A 17,455-nucleotide genomic window follows, 5' to 3' on the forward strand; every position below is an offset into this window, starting at 1 on the left:
CCGCGATCAGAGACCGGCCGCTCAAGTTACGAATGCTGTCCTCCCGCCCCCACGCCGAAACGGCGCACGAACCACAATGGATAACTCTCCGGCATCAGCTGCAAGAACCGACTTCATAAACAACCGCACCCCGAAGCGCCGGCCTTCTTTGCTGCTTCGTCGGCGGCGCAACAGGCCGTTGATTCCTGCTTCGCCGGCCCACCGCAACATCCTGATACGGCGCCGGCGGCTTCGACGCCGCCGCGCGTGCAGACGCCGGTCTCCGGTAGCACGAGCTCCACCCTTGCGGCGGCTTTCTTGTCGCCGGCGAGATCGGCCGCAATCGAGCGCACCTGCTCATATCCTGTCATCATGAGAAAGGTTGGCGCGCGACCATACGACTTCATGCCCGCCATGTAGAAGCCCGGCTCTTCGTGCGCGAGCTCGCGGGCGCCGTGCGGGCGCACGGTGCCGCAGCTGTGCTCGTTAGGATCGATCAGCGGCGCCAGGGCGACCGGCGCCTCGATAGCGGGATCGAGCCGCAGGCGCAATTCGGACAGGAACGAAAAATCGGGACGAAAGCCCGTCGAGACGATCAGCTCGTCCACGATCACGCTCCGTCCGCTGCAACCCGAGCCGGCCGCGATCTCGAGGCGGCCCTCGGTCTCAGCCAGATGCGTGACGCCGAATTCGGTTTCCACCCTGATCTTGCCGGAGGCAACGAGCGCAGCGAACGCACTGCCGAGCTCTCCGCGTGCAGCGAGCTTGTCATTCCGGCCGCCACCAAACGCCTTGGCGGGATCGGCGGCGCGCAACAGCCAGATAGCTTGCGTCCCCGGCGCCTCGCCCGCGAGATGCACGAGATCGATCAGTGTGCCCACCGCGGAGTGGCCAGCGCCGAGCACCGCAACGGTCCTCCCGGCATATCTGGCGCGACCGGCCCCCCGGACATCGGGCATGCCGTAGGCGATGTGGCCAGCGCATTCACGCTCGCCGATCGCGGGCAGACCATTACCTCCGGCAGGATTGGGCGAGAACCATGTACCTGATGTGTCGATCACCGCATCGGCGCGCAGCACTTCGGGGCCCTTGCCGTTCTGGTAGCGGATTTCGAAAGGGGCCAGCTCACGCCCCTTCGTCTTCGCCTTGTCGAAGCCGACGCGGCTGATGGCCGAGACACGGCTGGATGTCCGGATCACCTCGCGCAATGGCGTTCGCGTCGCAAGCGGCGTCAGATATCGATCGATCAGCTCGCCGCCGGTCGGATAGGCGCTCGGGTCCGGCGAATTCCATCCCGTCGGCGCGAGCAGGCGCGCGGCGGCCTTGTCGACATTGTACTCCCACGGCGAGAAGAGCTGGACCTGCTGCCACTGGCGCACCGCGTGCCCCGCTTCGGATCCTGCCTCCAGAACGATGGGTGACATGCCACGCTCCAGGACGTGCGCAGCTGCTGCGAGTCCGACAGGCCCTGCCCCGATGATGGCGACCGTCTTAGCGTTCATTCGGCTTCTCCCATACTTCTAGAATCATCGAACAATATCAGCCAAAAAAATCACGCCGCCGTTTGCGTCGTCTTGCATCCGACTTCGTCTGCGCAGCACTCCGCCGCCAGGAAATCGACCAGACCCCGCATCGCGTCGAAGTTTGCGTGGCAAATCAGAGTCGTCGATTCCCGGACCTGGCTGACGAGCCCGACCGAGACCAGGGTCTTGATGTGATGCGACAGGGTCGACGCCGGTACCTTCAGCTTGTCCTGCAAGCGACCGACGGGCATGCCGGAGTGCCCGGCCCGGACCAGGGCCCGGTAGATCTGGAGTCGCGTCCGGTTACCCAAAGCTTCGAGGCGTGCTGCTGCGTCGTCGATCTTCATGGCCGCCACGATGCGCCTGCCGATGTCAACTGTCAAACCATATTTCTAGAATATTCGAAATAACTATTCGGTCGCCCACCATGGAATTCCGGATTGACGCGTTCCAATTAGTTCCATAAGTCTGGATATATGGAAACAGAAGAAGCCGTCCTGGCGCTCGCCGCGCTGTCCCAGCCGACCCGACTGGAGGCGTTCCGAACGCTTGTCCGGCACGAGCCCGATGGCCTTGCGGCGGGCGATCTCGCCCGCCTGCTGGAAGTCCCATCGAACACGCTATCTGCCCATCTGTCGATCCTGACGCGCGCGCGCCTCGTCACCTCCGAGCGGCACAGCCGTTCGATCGTCTACCGCGCCAACCTCACCGAATTCCGCGACGTTGCGGTCTTCCTGCTGCGGGATTGCTGCGGCGGGCGGCCGGAAGTTTGCGAGCCGGTCGTCGAAACCCTGCAAGCCTGCTGCAAGCCGAGACGAAGGGAGCGGAGCCGTGCCTGATCAATTCGATCTTCCGCGCCGCCTCGCGGCCGAGGCGCTCGGCACGGGCATTCTCGTCGCCACCGTGGTCGGCTCCGGCATCATGGCGGAGACGCTGACCAAGGATGTCGCGCTTGCGCTTCTCTGCAACACGTTGCCGACCGGCGCCATTCTGGTCGTCCTGATCACCGTGCTCGGACCGATCTCCGGCGCGCACTTCAATCCGGCCGTCACGCTGGTCTTCACCGGCAAGCGCGAGCTACCGGTGAACGACGCCGCACTTTACGTCGTCGCGCAGATTGCCGGCGGCATCGCGGGAACGATGGCGGCGCATCTGATGTTCGGGCTGCCGCTGCTCGATTTCTCGGCGAAGGTGCGAACCGGGGGACCGCAATGGTTCGCCGAGGCCGTCGCCGCCTTCGGTCTGGTCGCGACGATCGTCGCGGGCATCCGTTTCCAGCGGGCGGCCGTCCCCTGGCTGGTCGGCCTGTACATCACGGCGGCCTATTGGTTCACGGCCTCGACCTCGTTCGCCAATCCGGCCGTGGCTATCGCGAGGTCATTGACCAACACGTTCGCGGGCATACGTCCCACCGACCTGCCCGGATTCATTCTCGCGGAGCTCTGCGGAGCCTTTGCCGCCATGCTGTTGATGAACTGGCTGCTCGGACCGCCCCAGGCGCGAGGCCCCATCCCAATCGCGGAGACTACCTTATGAGCGTCACGATCTATCACAACCCCGCCTGCGGCACCTCGCGCAACACGCTGGCGATGATCCGGCAAAGCGGCGTCGAGCCCGACGTGATCGAATATCTGAAGACGCCGCCGTCGCGCGAAAAGCTCGTCGAGCTCGTCAAGGCCCTCGGCATCTCCGTTCGCGCGCTGCTGCGGGAAAAAGGCACGCCCTACAAGGAGCTCGGCCTCCACGACCCCAAATGGTCGGACGACGAGCTGATCGACCAGATGCTCGCGCACCCCATCCTGATCAACCGTCCAATCGTGGTGACGCCCAAGGGCACACGCTTGTGCCGGCCCTCGGAAGCCGTCATCGATCTCCTGGACAATCCCGTCGGCCGGTTCGTGAAGGAGGATGGCGAGGTGGTCGAGGCGCGATGATTGCCGACATGGCCTCACTCGCGTTTGCCTCGACTTAAAATTTCAGGGTCGTGCGCAATCCGAAAACCGAGGCATTGCGCAATGCCCGTCCCGGCAGCGGACTAGCCGGAGCCGTCGCGCCGCCACCGGGATGGACGATGTATTGAAAGTTCGGCTGAACGGTCCAGCCATCCTTGATCTGGTATTGATAGACGGCCGTGAGCAGCGCCTCGAAGCTTCGCACCGGCCAGCGCGGATCGACGAACCTGGCATAATCGGCGTCGAGCGTCTGGGCCCGTTTTGAGACATGCGCATATCCGGCGGCAATGCCGAACTTGTCGTCGGGGCGTGCATTGCTGAGCCCGATGAGCTCGACGCCGCCATCTGCATAGACATCGACCAGATTGCGGTCAGCCGGCGCGCCGGACACGCGTGCGAAAATGCCGATGCCGCGATCGTCGCTGTTCGGCATCCGATAAATCTGCTGCTCGAAGACCGCCCAGGCTCCAATATCGCCCGACAAGAGCCGCGGTTCCCCGCTGCTCGTTGGCGCGGCCAGCGAGACGCCGTTGGATGCGAAGCGCTGATCCCCGAACGATCCGAAATGACGCCAGCCACCGACCTTGAACTGGCCGGTCAAGTTCGGGTCACCCTTCCTGTTATTCCAGGCATATTGAACCTGGCCGAGCAGAAGCGGCGGATCGTTGACCCGGAAATTGAAGCCATACCGGTTACGCTCCTGCGGATCGCCGGAACCGGGCCCGGCCTGGGCGCCGTCGAAAATCGCGCCAAGGACGGACAACTGGTCCGTCACGTTCCACAGGAGGCGCGCGCCCACGGCCGCCAAGGGCGGCGACGGCCCGCCGCTTGGCAAAGCAAGCGACGTGATCGCCGGCCAACCCATCGAGGCGTTGGTGAACACATCCGTGTACTTGGTATTGAAGAACTCGCTGTCGGCCGCCAGCTGCCCGAGCTTGAGCGATAGTTTCTTGTCGCCCCACTGCTTCTCGAAATAGGCCTCGTAGAGTCGCGTCGAGGGCAACGCTTCGATCCCGCTGACGACGAAGAAATTCTGCAGATTCGAGCGCGAGAGGCCTTCGCCGTGGATCTGAAACATGTTGGCGTGAAAGGTCAGCTTGTCGATGCCGACGAGTTTTTCGAAATCCAGATCGACGGCGAGATTGAGCCTGCCTTCGTAGACCGCACCTTTCTTCAGACCGCCGGTCGGATTTCCGAGCACCTCGCCGATATAGGTGGCCGCAAACTTCACCCCGTACTTTTGCCAGGGGTTCGGCAGCAGCCCGAGCGTTTTCTCCTCGATGGTGCTCTCGCCTGTATCGGGATCGGCAGGCTTGTCGTCGTCGGTTTTCTTGTCTTCCTGAGCCGCGGACTGGGCAGCCGCGACCAGGCAAGCCGCAACGATCAACGCCCGCATCGAATACCTGATTGCTCTGGCGGCCACGCTCACCTCCTGAGCGATCAATGACGCACGCCGCTGCCCGACATTCAAGCGGGCCGTCGAACAATGTGCGCCGGCGCGGAAATCCGATTCGCGCGCTGTTAACTAGCGCATGCGCGAGGCGGTACTATGTTCACTTTTGCACTTCGACCATCAGATCTTCGGGATCTTCGCCCGCTCCACCACGCCGATCCATTTGCTGATCTCGGTCTCGATCAGCGTCTTCATCTCCTCCGGCGAGCTGCCGCGAACCTCGCCGCCGACGGCGGTCTCCAGGCGCTGTTTGAGGTCGGCATCCTTGAGAGCGTCCAGCGTCGCCGCATTGAGTGCGGCGATGATGCCGGGCGGCGTTCCCTTCGGGGCCAGCAGGCCGGCCCAGGTGCGCACGTCATATCCCTTGATACCGGCTTCCTGAACCGTCGGCACGTCGGGCAACAATGCGGTGCGCGCCGGCGAGGTCACCGCCAGGCCGCGGATCGCACCGCCCTGAATCTGCGAGGCGAGCAGGACGGGGGTGCCGACGATCACCGGAACCTCTCCGCCGAGCAGCGCGGTGACGGATTGGGAATCGCCGCGATAGGGCACGTGCACGATCTCGACGCCGGCGGCTGCGTTCAACAGCTCTCCTGCAAGATGGTGCGTGCTGCCGAAACCGACCGATCCGAAGCTGAGCGCACCGGGCTTCTGCTTTGCCATGGCGACGAGCTCGCCCAGCGATTTTGCCGGGTAGTCGCTACGCACGGCAATGACGAGCGCGTAATAGACCAGCGTCGAGATCATCTCGAAGCTCTCGGCCGGCTGGTAGGCGAGGCTCTTGTAGGTCGCCGCGGAAATGGCGTGAGCGCCGGTGACGAGCCCGATCGTGTAGCCGTCGGCCGCCGCTTTCGCGATGGCATCCGCGGCGATGTTGCCGCCGGCACCGGGCTTGGCCTCGACGATGATCGGTTGTCCGAGCTTTTTCGAGAGCCCGTCGGCGATGATGCGCGACAGCGTGTCGGCCGCCCCGCCCGCGGCAAATCCGTGCAGCAGGCGGATCGGGCGCGATGGATAATTCTCCGCCGACGCCGAAGTGGTTGCGAAAAAACCGCCAAACAGAAAAATCGCCGCAGCAAGCCGCTTCATCCGTTGCATGGATGCGTCCTCCCTTTTGATTGTTCTATCGTTGGCCGCGACGAGGCGGCGTTTCTTCAACTCGCGTTTGATCCGCTACCGGGCGAACTCCGTGCATTCAGGCGATGGCGGCATGCCCCAGACATCGCGGGGCAGGCCGACCCAGACTTTTGGCCGCTGCGGTCGGTCGCGATGCCAGGGACGCGGCTCGAAATAGCCGAGCGCCTCGTCGGTCATGCGGTCGAGATCGAAGAACAGCTCGACCACATGCCCGTCGGGATTGCGGTGGTAGATCGCGGTGTTGTGCCCGGGGCCATGACGCACCGGTCCCCAGAGAACCGGCAGCTTGTGCCGCGCGAGATGATCGCAGGCCTCGTGCATGTGGGCGGCACCACGCAGCTCGAACGCGACATGATGCAGGCCACGGACGGGCGCGCGGGCGAAGTTCAGCGTGTGATGTTCGAAGCCGCTGCGCATGAACACGAAGCGATCCTCGATCCAGTCGGAGACGCGCAGGCCCATCATGTTCGCGTAAAACTCCGAGGCCGCGCGCGGATCGGGCGTAGCAAGCGCGACATGGCCGAGCTTGCTGACGGCAAGCGCTCCGATCCGCTCCTGCGCGGGCGTCGGCGTCCAGCCCTGGATCAACTCGAAGCGCGTTCCTTCGGGATCGCTGAACGACAGCAGCCTGGAAACGCCAGGCAGCGGATCGCTCTGAAATTCGGGCCGCAGATCGGCCTGCTTCAGCGCCGCGCCGAGCGTCTCGATCTGGACCTCAGGAGATATCTCGAAGGCGATGCTCGTCAGCGCCGCGTCGCCGGGTTCGATCACCAGCGAAAGCTGCTCGGCATCGTTAGCGAGGAAGATGCGGTTGCCGTCGCGGCCGACGCGGCCAAGACCGATCACGGCGCGGTAATAGTCGAGCAACCGCTCGGGATCTGGCGAGGCAAAGCTCGCGTGCCGGAGCCGGGTGAAGCGTGCAATGGGTGCTTGTGTCGTCATCGTGCGATCCACCCCCTCATGGCGTCATGATGATCTTGCCGAGCGCGGAGCCCTGCTCGAGCAGCGTGTGGGCCTGCCTGACCTCGTCGAGCTTCAGGACCGCCGAGATCGCCGGCTTGATCGCATTGCGGCTCAGCGCGTCAATCACATTGCGCATGAGCGCGCGACGCCCGTCGCGATCGTGGTCGTAGATGTGAAAGGAGAAGCAGCGTATCGCCGGGCAGATGTCGAGATGGTCGCGCATCGCCGCCATCAGGTTTTCTTCCGGCAACCCGGCGAAGGCGTTGTACGACAGCAGCGTCCCCCATTTGCCGAGCGCGCCGAGATAGCCGGTGAACTCAGGCCCACAGACGTGATCGAGCACGAGGCCGATGCCCTCGCCCTTCGTCAGCTCGCGGGTCCGCGCCACCACGTCTTCGCGGCGGTAGAAGATGATCTCATCGGCGCCGTTGCCCCGCGCGAATGCGGCCTTCTCCTCGGTGGAGACCGTGCCGATGACATTCATCTGTGCGAGCTTGGCAAGCTGTACCAGCGCGGTGCCGACACCACCCGCCGCCCCGATCACCAGCACGCTCGCCGGTGCGCGCGGATGGCGGCACTCGTGCAGCAGCGCGTAAGCGACCTGGTAGTTCGACAGGCACACGGCCGCCTGCAGATCGACATTGTCGGGCAGCACGTGAATGGCGTCCGCGGGCGCGACCACATAATCGGCGTAGCAGCCGCCGCGCTGCGGCAGGTCGCGCGCGCTCAGCAGCACCTTCTGGCCGATCGCAAGCCCCTCGACGCCGGACCCAAGCGCGGCAATGCGGCCGGTGACGTCGTTGCCCGGATTGGCCGGCAGTGGCGGCATCCATTTGTAGACGCCACGCCGGATCAGCACATCGGGCTGCCCAACGCCGAACGCTTCGGCGCGAATCTGCACCTGGCCTGGTCCGGGCACAGGCACCGGAAGCTCAACCAATTCGAGTGCATCCGGCCCACCCGGCTGACGCACCAGCACCGCTCTCATATGTCACACGCCTCCCCAGCCATATTTTCGAAAATCATACCGTTTACGAAAATTATTGCAAGATGGTCGTTGGCGCGGCATGTTGAGCCATCGATTCAAATGACAGAAATCATGTCCGAAAGCGCCATTCGCTCCCGCAAGGAATTCGGCAAGACCGTTGCCGCCGACATCACCCATCGGCTGCGCGAGGAGATCATTGCCTGCGCACTTCCGCCGGGCGAGCCGCTGCGATTCGACGTCCTGCGCGAACGATTCGGCGTAAGTTTCACGACGCTGCGCGAGGCGCTGACGGCGCTTACCGCCGAAGGCCTGGTCGACGCGCAGGAGCAGCGCGGATTTCGCGTGGCGCCGGTCAGCCGCCAGGACCTGGTGGAAGTCACCGATGCCCGGGTGCTGATCGAGGTGGAATTGATCCGCCGCGCGATCGAGCGGGGCGACGACGACTGGGAAATCGCCGTCATCTCGACCCTGCACAGATTGAAGCGAATCGAGCAGCGCGATCCGGAACATCCGCTGCGCGATCCCGAATGGAAGATCGCCCACCGCCAATTCCACCAGGCGCTGGTGTCCGACTGCGGCTCCGCGACACTCCTCGCCATTCGCGCCGATCTGTTCGATCGCGCCGAGCGCTATCGGCACCTTTCGGCCAATTTCCGGCCGCGCCCACGTGACAAGGCCGGCGAGCACCAGGCGATCATGCAGGCCGCCATCTCGCGCAATCCGGATCTCGCGGTGCAACTGATCGAGACGCATATCCGCTCGACCGCCGACAACGTCGCGACCTACGCCGCGCACCTGCTCGATACTGAATAGGCGACACGGCTTTTTATCGCCGTGGGCTTGCGCCTCGGTCCATTTTCGAAAATAATAGCCAAGATCGAAAATGCCAACCTTTGAGGCGTAACCATGAAGCTGCTGTCGTTTTTGGACGGGAATCGGGAAAGCTGGGGCGCCGTTGCCGAAAATGGTGTCGTGGATCTCGGTCGCGCCCTGCCCCAGTACCCTGTTCTCGCGGACTTCCTCGGCAGCGACGACTATGCGCGGCGCGAGGCCATCGTCGCTGGGCACAAGCCCACAATGGCGCTCAGTGACGTCAAATATCTGCCGGTGATCCCGCGTCCGGAGAAGATCGTCTGCGCCGTGCGCAATTATCTCGACCACCACAATGAAGCCGTGGCGTTCGGGATGAAGCGCGAGATCACGGAATTTCCGCCGATCTTCCTCCGCGTCTGGCGCTCCCAGGTCGCGCACAACGCGCCGGTGATCCGGCCGAAAGTCTCGGACAATTTCGACTGGGAGGGCGAGCTTGCCGTGGTCATCGGCAAGGGCGGCCGTCACATCAGCCAGGCCGACGCCTGGGATCACGTGGCGGGCTATTCGATCTACAACGACGTCAGCGTGCGCGACTGGCAGCGTCACGCCCAGCAGATCGCCTCCGGCAAGAACTTCGTCGGCACCGGCCCGTTCGGACCATGGCTGGTGACGCCGGACGAGATCGGCGATCCCACCAAATTGAAGCTCGAGACGCGCGTCAACGGCGCGGTGGTGCAGTCGTCCGACACCTCGATGCTGATCTTCTCGATTCCGCGGCTGATCGAGTACAGCTCGACCATCTTCGACCTCGTCCCCGGCGACGTCATCGCCACCGGCACGCCGGCCGGCGTCGGCTTCACTCGCAAGCCGCCTGTTTTCCTCACGCCCGGCGATGTGGTCGAGGTCGAGATCGAGAACATCGGCGTGCTGCGCAATCCCGTCGTCGACGAAGCATAGCGCCTGCGCATGTCGTCTCAAGACGTGTCCCATGACATCCGCAAGACCGCGCTTAGCGTCGAGACCACCTGGCACGAGCGCGGTCCCCGGCTGGAGAAGCCTCTGCTGGTCGGGACGGCCATTGCGGTGATCCGCAATCCTTTCGCGGGCCGCTTCGAACCCGACCTGATGCCGTTTCAGGCATCCTTGCGCGAACTCGGGCGCGAGCTCGCAACACGGCTGATCGCGCAGCTCGGCGGCGCCGCGCAGATCGAAGCCTATGGCAAGGGCATCATCGTCGGCGAGGACGGCGAGCTCGAGCACGGCGCGGTCTGGCACGAGGCCGGCGGTCAGGGCATGCGCGAGGTGCTCGGTCAGCCCAAGGCGATCGTTCCGGCGGCGAAGACCATCGGCGGTCCGGGCACGCGGCTCATGGTTCCGCTCGGGCACATCCACGCCGCCTATGTCCGCAGCCATTTCGGCACCGCGGAGATGACGCTGTGGGATTCACCACGGCGCGACGAGATCGCCTTCGGGCTCGTGATGGCGACCGGCGGCCGGCCTCACGCGCGCATCGGAGGCCTCGCGGCATCCGCGATCTCCGCGCACGACGGACAGCGCTGACGGGCGCGATCAATGCGCGTTGCAGCGGCAACGCTCGTAATCGACGGGATCATGGCTGTTGACGATCGTGACGCGTTCGCCGTGGTTCAGCTTCAGCGCGCGCAGTCGCACCTGGTTGGCGATCCGCATGCCGCGGTCCATGTCGGCGCGACGCTGGAAATAGCCCAGCACCAGCGGCATGCGGGGCGATGCGTCGAGCTGGCCGTGATGGAAATAGCTGTCGCCGGCGTGCAGCAGCCATTTGTCGCCTGATCGCACCGCGATACCGCAATGGCCGAGCGTATGGCCGGCGAGCGGGATCATCAGGATGTCCGCCTCTGCGTCGCCGAGGGCGCGCACGCCCTTGAAACCGAACCAGTCTTCGCCGGCTTCGCCATAGAATGTCCAGCTCGGTCCATGGCTCCACTGCCCGGTGACATAGCGCCCTTCCGGCGGCGCCGGCTTGCGCTGCACCGCCATGTCGTATTCGGCGCGATGGACATGGATCGCGGCATGCGGGAAGTCCGGCACGCCGCCAGCGTGATCGCGGTCGAGATGGGTCAGCAGCACATGGCGCACGTCCTTGGGGGAATAGCCGAGTGCCTTCACCTGTTGCACCGCCGTCTCCGCCGGATCGAGCCTTGGCGCGGTCTGCCGCAGCCATCGTCGTCCCAGCCGATCGGGCGTTGCGATATCGCCAAGTCCAATGCCGGTATCGACCAGGGCGAGCCCGTCATTGGTCTCCACTAGCAGGCAATGGCAGACCATGCGGGCGCGCTGGAACAGGCTGCCGGTGCCGTTCACGAGGCGCCGCCCCATCGGGCACATCGTGCCGGTGTTGAGATGGTGAATTTTCATCGCGCGTTCCCTGCCTGTTGTGAGCAGAGCGTTCTTGTCATCGTTAGATCCATAGGTAAAATATCGAATATTGATAATATCTCTAGGCATATCCTATGGACATACGCGAACTCCGCTACTTCGCCGCCGTCTACCGCGAGCGCAACCTGACCGCGGCGGCGCGCGTCTGCTTCGTTTCGCAGCCGTCGATCTCCACCGCGATCACCCATCTGGAGGCCGAGCTCGGCACCACGCTGTTCATCCGGCACAAGAAGGGCGTCGCGCCAACCGCCTCGGCCGAGCAGTTTCACACGCTCGCCCGCCGCATCATCGACGAGACCGACGCGGCGCGCAGCCTGTTCAGGAGACCGAGCACCAAAACCAATGTGACGCTCGGCCTGATGCGCACGCTCGACGTGCCCCGGACGATCGCACTGCTCAAGCCGCTGACGGCGCGCGCCGACATCGCACTCCGCCTCGTCGGCAGCGACGAGCGCGCCGACGCGCGGATCATCTCCAAGAGCGTGCTGCGCGCTGACGAACATTTCGTGGCGCTGTGGAGCGAGCGCTATGTCGCAGCGCTGCCGCCGTCGCATCCGCTGGCCCTGAAGGAGAAGCTTCGCACCGCCGATCTCGCCGGCGTCCCCTTGATCGACCGCTGCCATTGCGAGCAAAGCGAGTTCTTCCGCCGCAACCCGCAGGCCCGACAGACCGCGGCGATCGCGCAATCAGAGGATTGGGCCATGGCGCTGGTCGCAGCCGGCGTTGGCATCGCCATCGTCCCGGAAGGGGTAGCGCGCGGCAATCCGGATGTCGCGGTGCGCGAGATCGAGGTCAAGGTCAAGCGCGAGGTCGGGCTCGCCTATCGCGCATCCGTGCCGCTACCGGATGCGCTGAAGGATCTTGTCAGCAAGCTCCGGAAGCAGCGGCGCAAGCCCGCGGGGCAACGATCGCGCGCCCGCGGAAAATCCTAACCCTTCGAGACGACCGCACGGCCGTAGGGCGGCTGGGCCGCGACCGGCGGGTTGGCGGTCTGGGCGGCGAGTTCGCCGATCAGGCGGTCGGCATCGGCGGCCATGCCGTCGGGCGCCTGGATCACCAGCCGCTCCAGACCCCAGCGATAGGACGACACGCGCTGCTCGAGGCACTGCTGCACCCACTGGATGATCAGCGAATTCTCCTGCATGCGCTCGACCGCGTCCTCCTTCTCCTTCGGCGAGAGGGAGGAGACGCGCGCCATGCTGGCATTGCGCTTCTTGTCGAGGTCGATGACGCGGATCGCGGAGGCGAAGAACGGCTCGAAGCGGGTGATGTCGTTGCGCACGTCCTCCATCAGCTGCGTATAGCGCGAGGAGTGCGAACGGTGCGGCTCGTCGATCAGCGTGCGACCATACATGGTGCGATCGAACACGATCTTTTGCCGCCAGGGCGCGGGCAGCGCCTTGTAGTCGCCGAACACGCTCTTCCAGGCCGGCCGCGACAGCGGCGGCTCGATCAGGGGATAGGCGAGGTCGCGAAGCTGGCGCTCCTCGTCGGTGAGCTGGAATTGGGATGGCTTCAGACCGACGCTGGAGGTGACTTCCGCGCCCAGCCAGCGATGCATGTCGTCGCTGCGCATGTCGGCGCGGGTCCGGCCGAAATCGCCGCCACTACAGGCGGCAAGCGTCGCGCCCAGCACTGCGAGCATGATGGCCGTTACGACGGGCCGGATCTGGCGGAGGTTCTCCGGCATTGCAAAGGCCGAAGGCTAGCGGCGACGACGACGGCGCCCCGGCGCTGTGCCCTGCTCCGGCCCGTGATCGCCGCTGGTTTCGTCGCTCTCGCGCTCGATGCGGATCACGGGAAGGATCAAAATCGTGCCCATGTCCGCGCGCGGAGCCACGTCCCCCGACGCGCTCACCCGGCGACCCGCCGGAAATTCGATGATGGTCCCCATATCAGCTCTCTTCAATTGCCGCGCGACCCGGCGCGCCTCTGCAACATGCATTCATTAAGATCAGTTCATGGTTAACGGGGTGTAAACGTGCCGGCGGGACCGTAACCGCACGGGCGGGACCCGGCCGTCCCGTTGCGGCACGAGAACGCTTCAAATTGCCCGTTCGGCTTCACGCCTCGTTTTCCTTAACGAGCCTTTAAAGGAGCCCGCGATAGGCTGCCGGCGAGTATCTCTTCCAGGTCGCGTATCTCTCCATGACCAAGTCGTTGTTTCCAGGATTCGACGGGCTGATGACCCTCTCCCGTCGCGAAGGCGTCGATGTTCGTCCGACGCTGCTGCGCGTGCTGACCGACCTCTATGTCCAGTCGAGCACCCACAGCGACGACGAGCAGCGCCAGTTCGTCGAGCTCGCCACACGACTGATCGACCAGGTCGACGACGCGACGCGCGCGGCCGTCAAGGCGCGGCTTGCGATCTATCCGTCGACGCCCGCCCCGATCATGCAGAAGCTCGGACTGTCGGCCGCGCAGGAGGGCCGCAGGGTTCCGCTCGCGCGCGAAATCCCGGCGCCCGCCTCTGCTCCCCCTCCTGCCCCCTTGCCGGTTCGCACGCCAAGCGACGCCGAGCTGCGCATGGCCTCGAACATGGCAATGCAGCCAACGGACGCGGCCGATATCCACGACATGTTCTTCCGCGCCGGCGCCCCCGAGCGCGCGCTGATCCTGCACAATCTGGCGCAGACCCCGCTGAAGGCGGCGCCGCGGATTCCGACCGTGCGCGCCAAGCGCGCGATCCAGATCCTCGAGATGGCGGCGATCGCGGGCGACGTCGAGAATTTCACCTCCGAGCTCGGCGACAGCCTGATCCTGCCCTCGCGCGTCGCAGCCCAGATCGTCGACGATGCAAGCGGCGAAGCGCTCGCAGTCGCCGCGCGCGCGCTCGACATGCCGAGCCCGGTGTTCCAGCGTATCCTGCTGTTCTTCAAGCCGGAGATCGGCAACTCCGTGACCGACGTGTACCGGCTGTCGCGTCTTTACGATCGCCTCAGCGATCGCGCGGCGCTGGTGATGCTGGCCGCCTGGCGCGGCTCGACGCTCGCCGTCACCCGCGCAAAGTACCAGCCCTCGCTGCATGACAGCGAGCGCCAGCGCGCACGTGCGGGCGCAAGCCAGACGCGCCCGGGCGTGCAGCCCGGCTCCGCGCCCGCGGTGCGGACAGGGACTGACGGATCGGATCGTTAGGCCTTCGCCAGCTCGAGAAAATGCCGCCCGGCGCGGTCTTCGGTCTCGACGATCCAGATATCGGAGTCGAAGCGGATTTCCTTGGTCAGGCGCTCCTCCACCGCGGGCTCCGGCATCGGTTGCGGTGCAAGCGGCACAAAGAAGCGATCGACCGGCCGACCGTCGTCATAAGAGGTCTGCGGCGCCGGCACATAGAGCATCGCATTGCCGTCAAGCAGCGAGACCTTCACGAACACCGCACCCGCCTCCTCCGCGCCGCGACGCCGCACCGCGCCGTACACGCCCTCGGTCTGGCACCGGCGCAGATAGGCTGAGACCCAGATATTTGATTTCAAACGCATGGAGCGCACGATAGGACAGCGCTGCAATCAGCACCAGCCTTCGCAACAGTCACGACTATTCGACGGGGTGTCCGATCGCGGCACCGAGCTCGCGGAGCAGGCGGTCGGACAGCTGGCCGGTGACCTGCATCTTGTGCTCGCGCTCGAATTTCTGGATCGCGGACTGGGTCTCGGCGCCCATCGCGCCCGTGATCTTCAAATTCCCGTAGCCATATTCGGACAGCGCGCGCTGCACGCCGGCGATGCGCCGCGCGGCCGGGCTCTGCTGCACGGGGATCGGCGCCGGAGGACGCGTGACGGAGGGCGGCGCCGAAATCGTTTGCTTGACCAGATTGGTCATGGGATCGCCCGAGCGCGGCGTCGATGCGGTCGCCTCGACAGGCCTTTCAGGCGGCTTTTCCGCAGGTCTGGGTTCGGCACGAAACTCCGTCGCTCTCGGCTCGAGCGGCGAAGTATCGGCGCCGACGGGACGCGGACGCGGCAAGGGGTTCGACAGCGCCAGGGACGACGGTGCGGGAAGATTGATCACGGTGCCGAACATCGGCGCTGGATGCCGGCCGGTCTGCAGGAACAGCGCATTGGCAACGATCGCGCCGATGGCGGCAACGGCGACGAGACCGGCCAGGGTATCCTTGGGGCTATGCAGCAGCACGCGCAGCACGAGATTGCGCTCGGTCTCGACATCGATGACCGCGGCCTTGGCGCCACGGCGGCGCGGAGCGGCTTCGTCCTTGGCAGACTTTTTAGGCACTTTTCTTCACCAGAGCGGGTTGGTCCTGAACTTGGTCGTGAGGATGGTCCTGAACTTCCTGGCGTAGCACCGGCGTCAGGGTCGCGATCTTGCTCTCGCTCGCCTTGCTGTCGGACATCTTGCCATCAGAAGTCTTCATATCAGACGTCTTGGCTTGCGGCGTGTAGACGAGCGGCAGCTTGACGGTGACGGCAGTGCCCTCGCCGAGCCTGCTTTGTACCGTCAATTCGCCGAGATGCAACGCCACGAGGCTCTTCACGATCGAAAGTCCGAGGCCGGTGCCTTCGTGACGGCGCTGATAGGTCTTGCCGGCCTGGAAGAACGGCGCGCCGATGCGCTTGAGATCGTCAGGCGCGATGCCTATACCGGTGTCGCTGACGCGCAGCGCAAGCTGCGAGCCCGAGACCGCGGCCGTTACGGTGACCTGACCGCCACGCTCGGTGAACTTGACGGCGTTCGCGACGAGGTTGAGCACGATCTGCTTGAAGGCGCGCGGATCGCCGGTCATGACAGGCAGATCCTGCGGCGCATCGGTGACGAGATCGACGCCGTTCTCCCGCGCCTTCAGCGCCAGCAGATTGCAGCAATGCATCAATGATGCACGCGGCGCGAACGGTTCGGACGCCATCTCGAAATTGCCCGACTCCATCTTGGACATGTCCAGGATGCCGTTGACGACCGAGAGCAGATGCTGGCCGGAATCGTTGATGAGCTGGGCGTATTCCCTCCGCTGGGCCGCGCCCAGCATCAAGGTCTGCTCCTGCGTGATCATCTCGGAGAAGCCGATGATGGCGTTCAGCGGCGTGCGCAGCTCATGGCTCATGGTGGCGAGGAAGCGCGTCTTGGCGGCGTCCGCCGCCTCTGCAGCGCTGCGCGCCTGATCGAACGCCTGCTCCCCGAGCTTGCGGTCGGTGACATCGCGCATCACAGCGACGACATCGGCCTCGCGCGTGGCATCACGGCCCATATCCTGATCGAGCGGGCGGCAGCGCATCTCGACCCAGATGAAATCAACCTGGCCGCGCTCAGAGCCGGCACGCTCCCGGCGCAACCGGAACTCGACACTGCGCACGTCGCCGCGCGCGGCATCGGACAGCGCCGTCAGATACGCCGGCCGATCGGCGACATGGACGCGATCGAACAGGCCGTGGCCGAGCAGTTGCGCGACGGGCACGCCGAGCATGGCTTCCACCGCCGGTGAAATGAACTGCACCGCGCCGTTGCGCTGATGCCGCGAGATGACGTCGCTCATGTTCCGCGCCAGGAGGCGGTAACGCTCTTCCTCACGCAACAGCAGCGCAACGCTGGTGCGCGCGAGCGATTCCGCTCCGAAGGCCAGACCTGCGGCATAGAGCGTCGCCGAGGCGACGCCGATCGCTATCAGCACGCCGCGTTCCGCAGCGCTGGTATCGCCAATCGGCAGCCAGCCGAGCTGGCTGACGAGGATCAGGATGCCGGCGCAGGACAGCGCCAGCAGCGAGGCAAAGGCCGCGACGCGGCGCGAGGCCGACAGCGCAGCTTCGAGGGGAACGACAACCAGCCAGATTGCAGCGAATGATTCGATGCCGCCGGTCGTCACCGCAACCGCCATGATCAGGCCCGAGAGCGCCAGCGACGACAGCACATGCGCGCCTTCGTAACGGCCGGTGCGCGACAGGAACCAGGACAACAGGATCGGCGCAATCAGCCAGGCGAAGGCTGCCACCTCGATCGCGCTCGGCGCGCCGCGCATGGCGAGATAGACCGGGAATGCGGCAAAGGCGGCTAGGCTGCCGAGCAGCCGCGGGGCCATGAAGGCACGATGGCGCGCTCGCGTCAGCGCGTCGTAACGCGCGGAGGGATGCAGCAGCGCATCGAGACAATCGCGGATGATACTCAAAACTGTCACGGGTCTCGCGCTTCGGCTCATTCGTCGGGAAGACGCGCCGGAACGCCTCCTTATCGTTGAGCCACCGTGTCAGAGCGACCTTAAACGAACACTAAGGCATCGCGGCGCGCCGCC

General features: G+C 65.1%; 20 protein-coding genes. 8 read left to right on the forward strand and 12 right to left on the reverse strand.

Annotated features, from left to right (window positions below; genetic code table 11):
* Positions 1–113: 113 nt before the first annotated feature.
* Together RX329_RS29765 and RX329_RS29770 are read right to left on the reverse strand one after the other, a co-directional pair.
* Positions 114–1,481: an NAD(P)-binding domain-containing protein gene (locus RX329_RS29765; RefSeq protein WP_018458505.1), complete on the reverse strand. Its 1,368-nt coding sequence runs from the start codon at positions 1,479–1,481 to the stop codon at positions 114–116.
* Between the two features lie 50 nt (positions 1,482–1,531).
* On the reverse strand, positions 1,532–1,849 hold the full coding sequence (locus tag RX329_RS29770; protein ID WP_018458504.1) for an ArsR/SmtB family transcription factor: 318 nt from the start codon (positions 1,847–1,849) through the stop codon (positions 1,532–1,534).
* A gap of 129 nt (positions 1,850–1,978) precedes the next feature.
* Here RX329_RS29770 and RX329_RS29775 point away from each other — a divergent pair, with 129 nt between their 5' ends.
* Genes RX329_RS29775 through arsC form a run of 3 tightly spaced genes read left to right on the forward strand, consistent with a single transcriptional unit; the run spans position 1,979 to position 3,436 of the window.
* On the forward strand, positions 1,979–2,341 hold the full coding sequence (locus RX329_RS29775) for an ArsR/SmtB family transcription factor (protein ID WP_018458503.1): 363 nt from the start codon (positions 1,979–1,981) through the stop codon (positions 2,339–2,341).
* Complete coding sequence (locus tag RX329_RS29780; RefSeq protein ID WP_018458502.1) at positions 2,334–3,038, forward strand: aquaporin; 705 nt, start codon at positions 2,334–2,336, stop codon at positions 3,036–3,038. Before RX329_RS29775 ends, RX329_RS29780 begins: the two co-directional genes overlap by 8 nt.
* Positions 3,035–3,436, forward strand: coding sequence for an arsenate reductase (glutaredoxin) (arsC, locus tag RX329_RS29785; RefSeq protein WP_018458501.1), 402 nt, complete (start codon positions 3,035–3,037; stop codon positions 3,434–3,436). Before RX329_RS29780 ends, arsC begins: the two co-directional genes overlap by 4 nt.
* A 34-nt stretch (positions 3,437–3,470) precedes the next feature.
* Here arsC and RX329_RS29790 read toward each other — a convergent pair whose 3' ends face one another.
* The 4 genes from RX329_RS29790 to RX329_RS29805 form a co-directional block, all read right to left on the reverse strand.
* A complete protein-coding gene (locus RX329_RS29790) occupies positions 3,471–4,850 on the reverse strand; it encodes a carbohydrate porin (RefSeq protein ID WP_085362377.1) in 1,380 nt (459 codons plus the stop codon).
* Positions 4,851–5,027: 177 nt separating this feature from the next.
* Positions 5,028–6,005 carry a tripartite tricarboxylate transporter substrate binding protein gene (locus RX329_RS29795; protein ID WP_317244745.1) on the reverse strand — a complete coding sequence of 326 codons (978 nt, stop codon included), beginning with the start codon at positions 6,003–6,005 and terminating at the stop codon, positions 5,028–5,030.
* 75 nt (positions 6,006–6,080) lie between these two features.
* Positions 6,081–6,986, reverse strand: coding sequence for a VOC family protein (locus RX329_RS29800; protein ID WP_085362451.1), 906 nt, complete (start codon positions 6,984–6,986; stop codon positions 6,081–6,083).
* A 16-nt stretch (positions 6,987–7,002) separates the two neighbouring features.
* On the reverse strand, positions 7,003–7,995 hold the full coding sequence (locus RX329_RS29805) for a zinc-dependent alcohol dehydrogenase family protein (RefSeq protein ID WP_085362375.1): 993 nt from the start codon (positions 7,993–7,995) through the stop codon (positions 7,003–7,005).
* A 111-nt stretch (positions 7,996–8,106) separates the two neighbouring features.
* Here RX329_RS29805 and RX329_RS29810 point away from each other — a divergent pair, with 111 nt between their 5' ends.
* From RX329_RS29810 to RX329_RS29820, 3 genes are all read left to right on the forward strand, one after another.
* A complete protein-coding gene (locus tag RX329_RS29810; RefSeq protein WP_317244746.1) occupies positions 8,107–8,808 on the forward strand; it encodes a GntR family transcriptional regulator in 702 nt (233 codons plus the stop codon).
* A gap of 93 nt (positions 8,809–8,901) precedes the next feature.
* On the forward strand, positions 8,902–9,765 hold the full coding sequence (locus RX329_RS29815; protein ID WP_085362373.1) for a fumarylacetoacetate hydrolase family protein: 864 nt from the start codon (positions 8,902–8,904) through the stop codon (positions 9,763–9,765).
* A gap of 9 nt (positions 9,766–9,774) precedes the next feature.
* A complete protein-coding gene (locus RX329_RS29820) occupies positions 9,775–10,368 on the forward strand; it encodes an amino acid synthesis family protein (protein ID WP_018458494.1) in 594 nt (197 codons plus the stop codon).
* A 9-nt stretch (positions 10,369–10,377) separates the two neighbouring features.
* Here the strand turns inward: RX329_RS29820 and RX329_RS29825 are convergent, their stop codons facing one another.
* Positions 10,378–11,205 carry an MBL fold metallo-hydrolase gene (locus RX329_RS29825; RefSeq protein ID WP_026233595.1) on the reverse strand — a complete coding sequence of 276 codons (828 nt, stop codon included), beginning with the start codon at positions 11,203–11,205 and terminating at the stop codon, positions 10,378–10,380.
* 95 nt (positions 11,206–11,300) lie between these two features.
* Here RX329_RS29825 and RX329_RS29830 point away from each other — a divergent pair, with 95 nt between their 5' ends.
* Positions 11,301–12,158, forward strand: coding sequence for a LysR family transcriptional regulator (locus tag RX329_RS29830; protein WP_018458492.1), 858 nt, complete (start codon positions 11,301–11,303; stop codon positions 12,156–12,158).
* Here the strand turns inward: RX329_RS29830 and RX329_RS29835 are convergent.
* Entirely contained in the window at positions 12,155–12,916 is a 762-nt protein-coding gene (locus tag RX329_RS29835; RefSeq protein WP_085362372.1) for a hypothetical protein, read from the reverse strand. The genes RX329_RS29830 and RX329_RS29835 overlap by 4 nt on opposite strands.
* A gap of 15 nt (positions 12,917–12,931) precedes the next feature.
* Positions 12,932–13,120, reverse strand: coding sequence for a hypothetical protein (locus tag RX329_RS29840; protein ID WP_027516916.1), 189 nt, complete (start codon positions 13,118–13,120; stop codon positions 12,932–12,934).
* A 254-nt stretch (positions 13,121–13,374) separates the two neighbouring features.
* On the opposite strand from RX329_RS29840, the gene RX329_RS29845 reads away from it, so the two are divergent.
* Positions 13,375–14,361 (forward strand): DUF2336 domain-containing protein, encoded by a 987-nt coding sequence (locus tag RX329_RS29845; RefSeq protein ID WP_085362371.1) that lies wholly within the window; start codon positions 13,375–13,377, stop codon positions 14,359–14,361.
* Here RX329_RS29845 and RX329_RS29850 read toward each other — a convergent pair.
* From RX329_RS29850 to RX329_RS29860, 3 genes are read right to left on the reverse strand one after another with little or no spacing between them, the layout of a single operon-like run.
* Positions 14,358–14,702: a DUF1491 family protein gene (locus tag RX329_RS29850; RefSeq protein WP_018458488.1), complete on the reverse strand. Its 345-nt coding sequence runs from the start codon at positions 14,700–14,702 to the stop codon at positions 14,358–14,360. The two genes, RX329_RS29845 and RX329_RS29850, sit on opposite strands and share 4 nt — an antisense overlap.
* 55 nt (positions 14,703–14,757) lie before the next feature.
* A complete protein-coding gene (locus tag RX329_RS29855) occupies positions 14,758–15,453 on the reverse strand; it encodes a peptidoglycan-binding domain-containing protein (RefSeq protein ID WP_018458487.1) in 696 nt (231 codons plus the stop codon).
* Positions 15,446–17,362 (reverse strand): PAS domain-containing sensor histidine kinase, encoded by a 1,917-nt coding sequence (locus RX329_RS29860; protein WP_094183767.1) that lies wholly within the window; start codon positions 17,360–17,362, stop codon positions 15,446–15,448. The genes RX329_RS29855 and RX329_RS29860 overlap by 8 nt, the downstream gene beginning before the upstream one ends.
* Between the last annotated feature and the right edge of the window lie 93 nt (positions 17,363–17,455).

Origin of the sequence: Bradyrhizobium sp. BWC-3-1 (genome assembly GCF_032917965.1) — a bacterium.
In the GTDB taxonomy this organism is placed as follows: Bacteria; Pseudomonadota; Alphaproteobacteria; order Rhizobiales; family Xanthobacteraceae; genus Bradyrhizobium; species Bradyrhizobium canariense_D.

Bases quoted from the DNA above. Each gene is read 5' to 3' on its own strand.
- RX329_RS29765 (WP_018458505.1), bottom strand. From the start codon at position 1,481: ATGAACGCTAAGACGGTCGCCATCATCGGGGCAGGGCCTGTCGGACTC.
- RX329_RS29770 (WP_018458504.1), bottom strand. From the start codon at position 1,849: ATGAAGATCGACGACGCAGCAGCACGCCTCGAAGCTTTGGGTAACCGG.
- RX329_RS29775 (WP_018458503.1), top strand. From the start codon at position 1,979: ATGGAAACAGAAGAAGCCGTCCTGGCGCTCGCCGCGCTGTCCCAGCCG.
- arsC (WP_018458501.1), top strand. From the start codon at position 3,035: ATGAGCGTCACGATCTATCACAACCCCGCCTGCGGCACCTCGCGCAAC.
- RX329_RS29790 (WP_085362377.1), bottom strand. From the start codon at position 4,850: ATGCGGGCGTTGATCGTTGCGGCTTGCCTGGTCGCGGCTGCCCAGTCC.
- RX329_RS29795 (WP_317244745.1), bottom strand. From the start codon at position 6,005: ATGCAACGGATGAAGCGGCTTGCTGCGGCGATTTTTCTGTTTGGCGGT.
- RX329_RS29800 (WP_085362451.1), bottom strand. From the start codon at position 6,986: ATGACGACACAAGCACCCATTGCACGCTTCACCCGGCTCCGGCACGCG.
- RX329_RS29805 (WP_085362375.1), bottom strand. From the start codon at position 7,995: ATGAGAGCGGTGCTGGTGCGTCAGCCGGGTGGGCCGGATGCACTCGAA.
- RX329_RS29810 (WP_317244746.1), top strand. From the start codon at position 8,107: ATGTCCGAAAGCGCCATTCGCTCCCGCAAGGAATTCGGCAAGACCGTT.
- RX329_RS29815 (WP_085362373.1), top strand. From the start codon at position 8,902: ATGAAGCTGCTGTCGTTTTTGGACGGGAATCGGGAAAGCTGGGGCGCC.
- RX329_RS29820 (WP_018458494.1), top strand. From the start codon at position 9,775: ATGTCGTCTCAAGACGTGTCCCATGACATCCGCAAGACCGCGCTTAGC.
- RX329_RS29825 (WP_026233595.1), bottom strand. From the start codon at position 11,205: ATGAAAATTCACCATCTCAACACCGGCACGATGTGCCCGATGGGGCGG.
- RX329_RS29830 (WP_018458492.1), top strand. From the start codon at position 11,301: ATGGACATACGCGAACTCCGCTACTTCGCCGCCGTCTACCGCGAGCGC.
- RX329_RS29835 (WP_085362372.1), bottom strand. From the start codon at position 12,916: ATGCCGGAGAACCTCCGCCAGATCCGGCCCGTCGTAACGGCCATCATG.
- RX329_RS29840 (WP_027516916.1), bottom strand. From the start codon at position 13,120: ATGGGGACCATCATCGAATTTCCGGCGGGTCGCCGGGTGAGCGCGTCG.
- RX329_RS29845 (WP_085362371.1), top strand. From the start codon at position 13,375: ATGACCAAGTCGTTGTTTCCAGGATTCGACGGGCTGATGACCCTCTCC.
- RX329_RS29850 (WP_018458488.1), bottom strand. From the start codon at position 14,702: ATGCGTTTGAAATCAAATATCTGGGTCTCAGCCTATCTGCGCCGGTGC.
- RX329_RS29860 (WP_094183767.1), bottom strand. From the start codon at position 17,362: ATGAGCCGAAGCGCGAGACCCGTGACAGTTTTGAGTATCATCCGCGAT.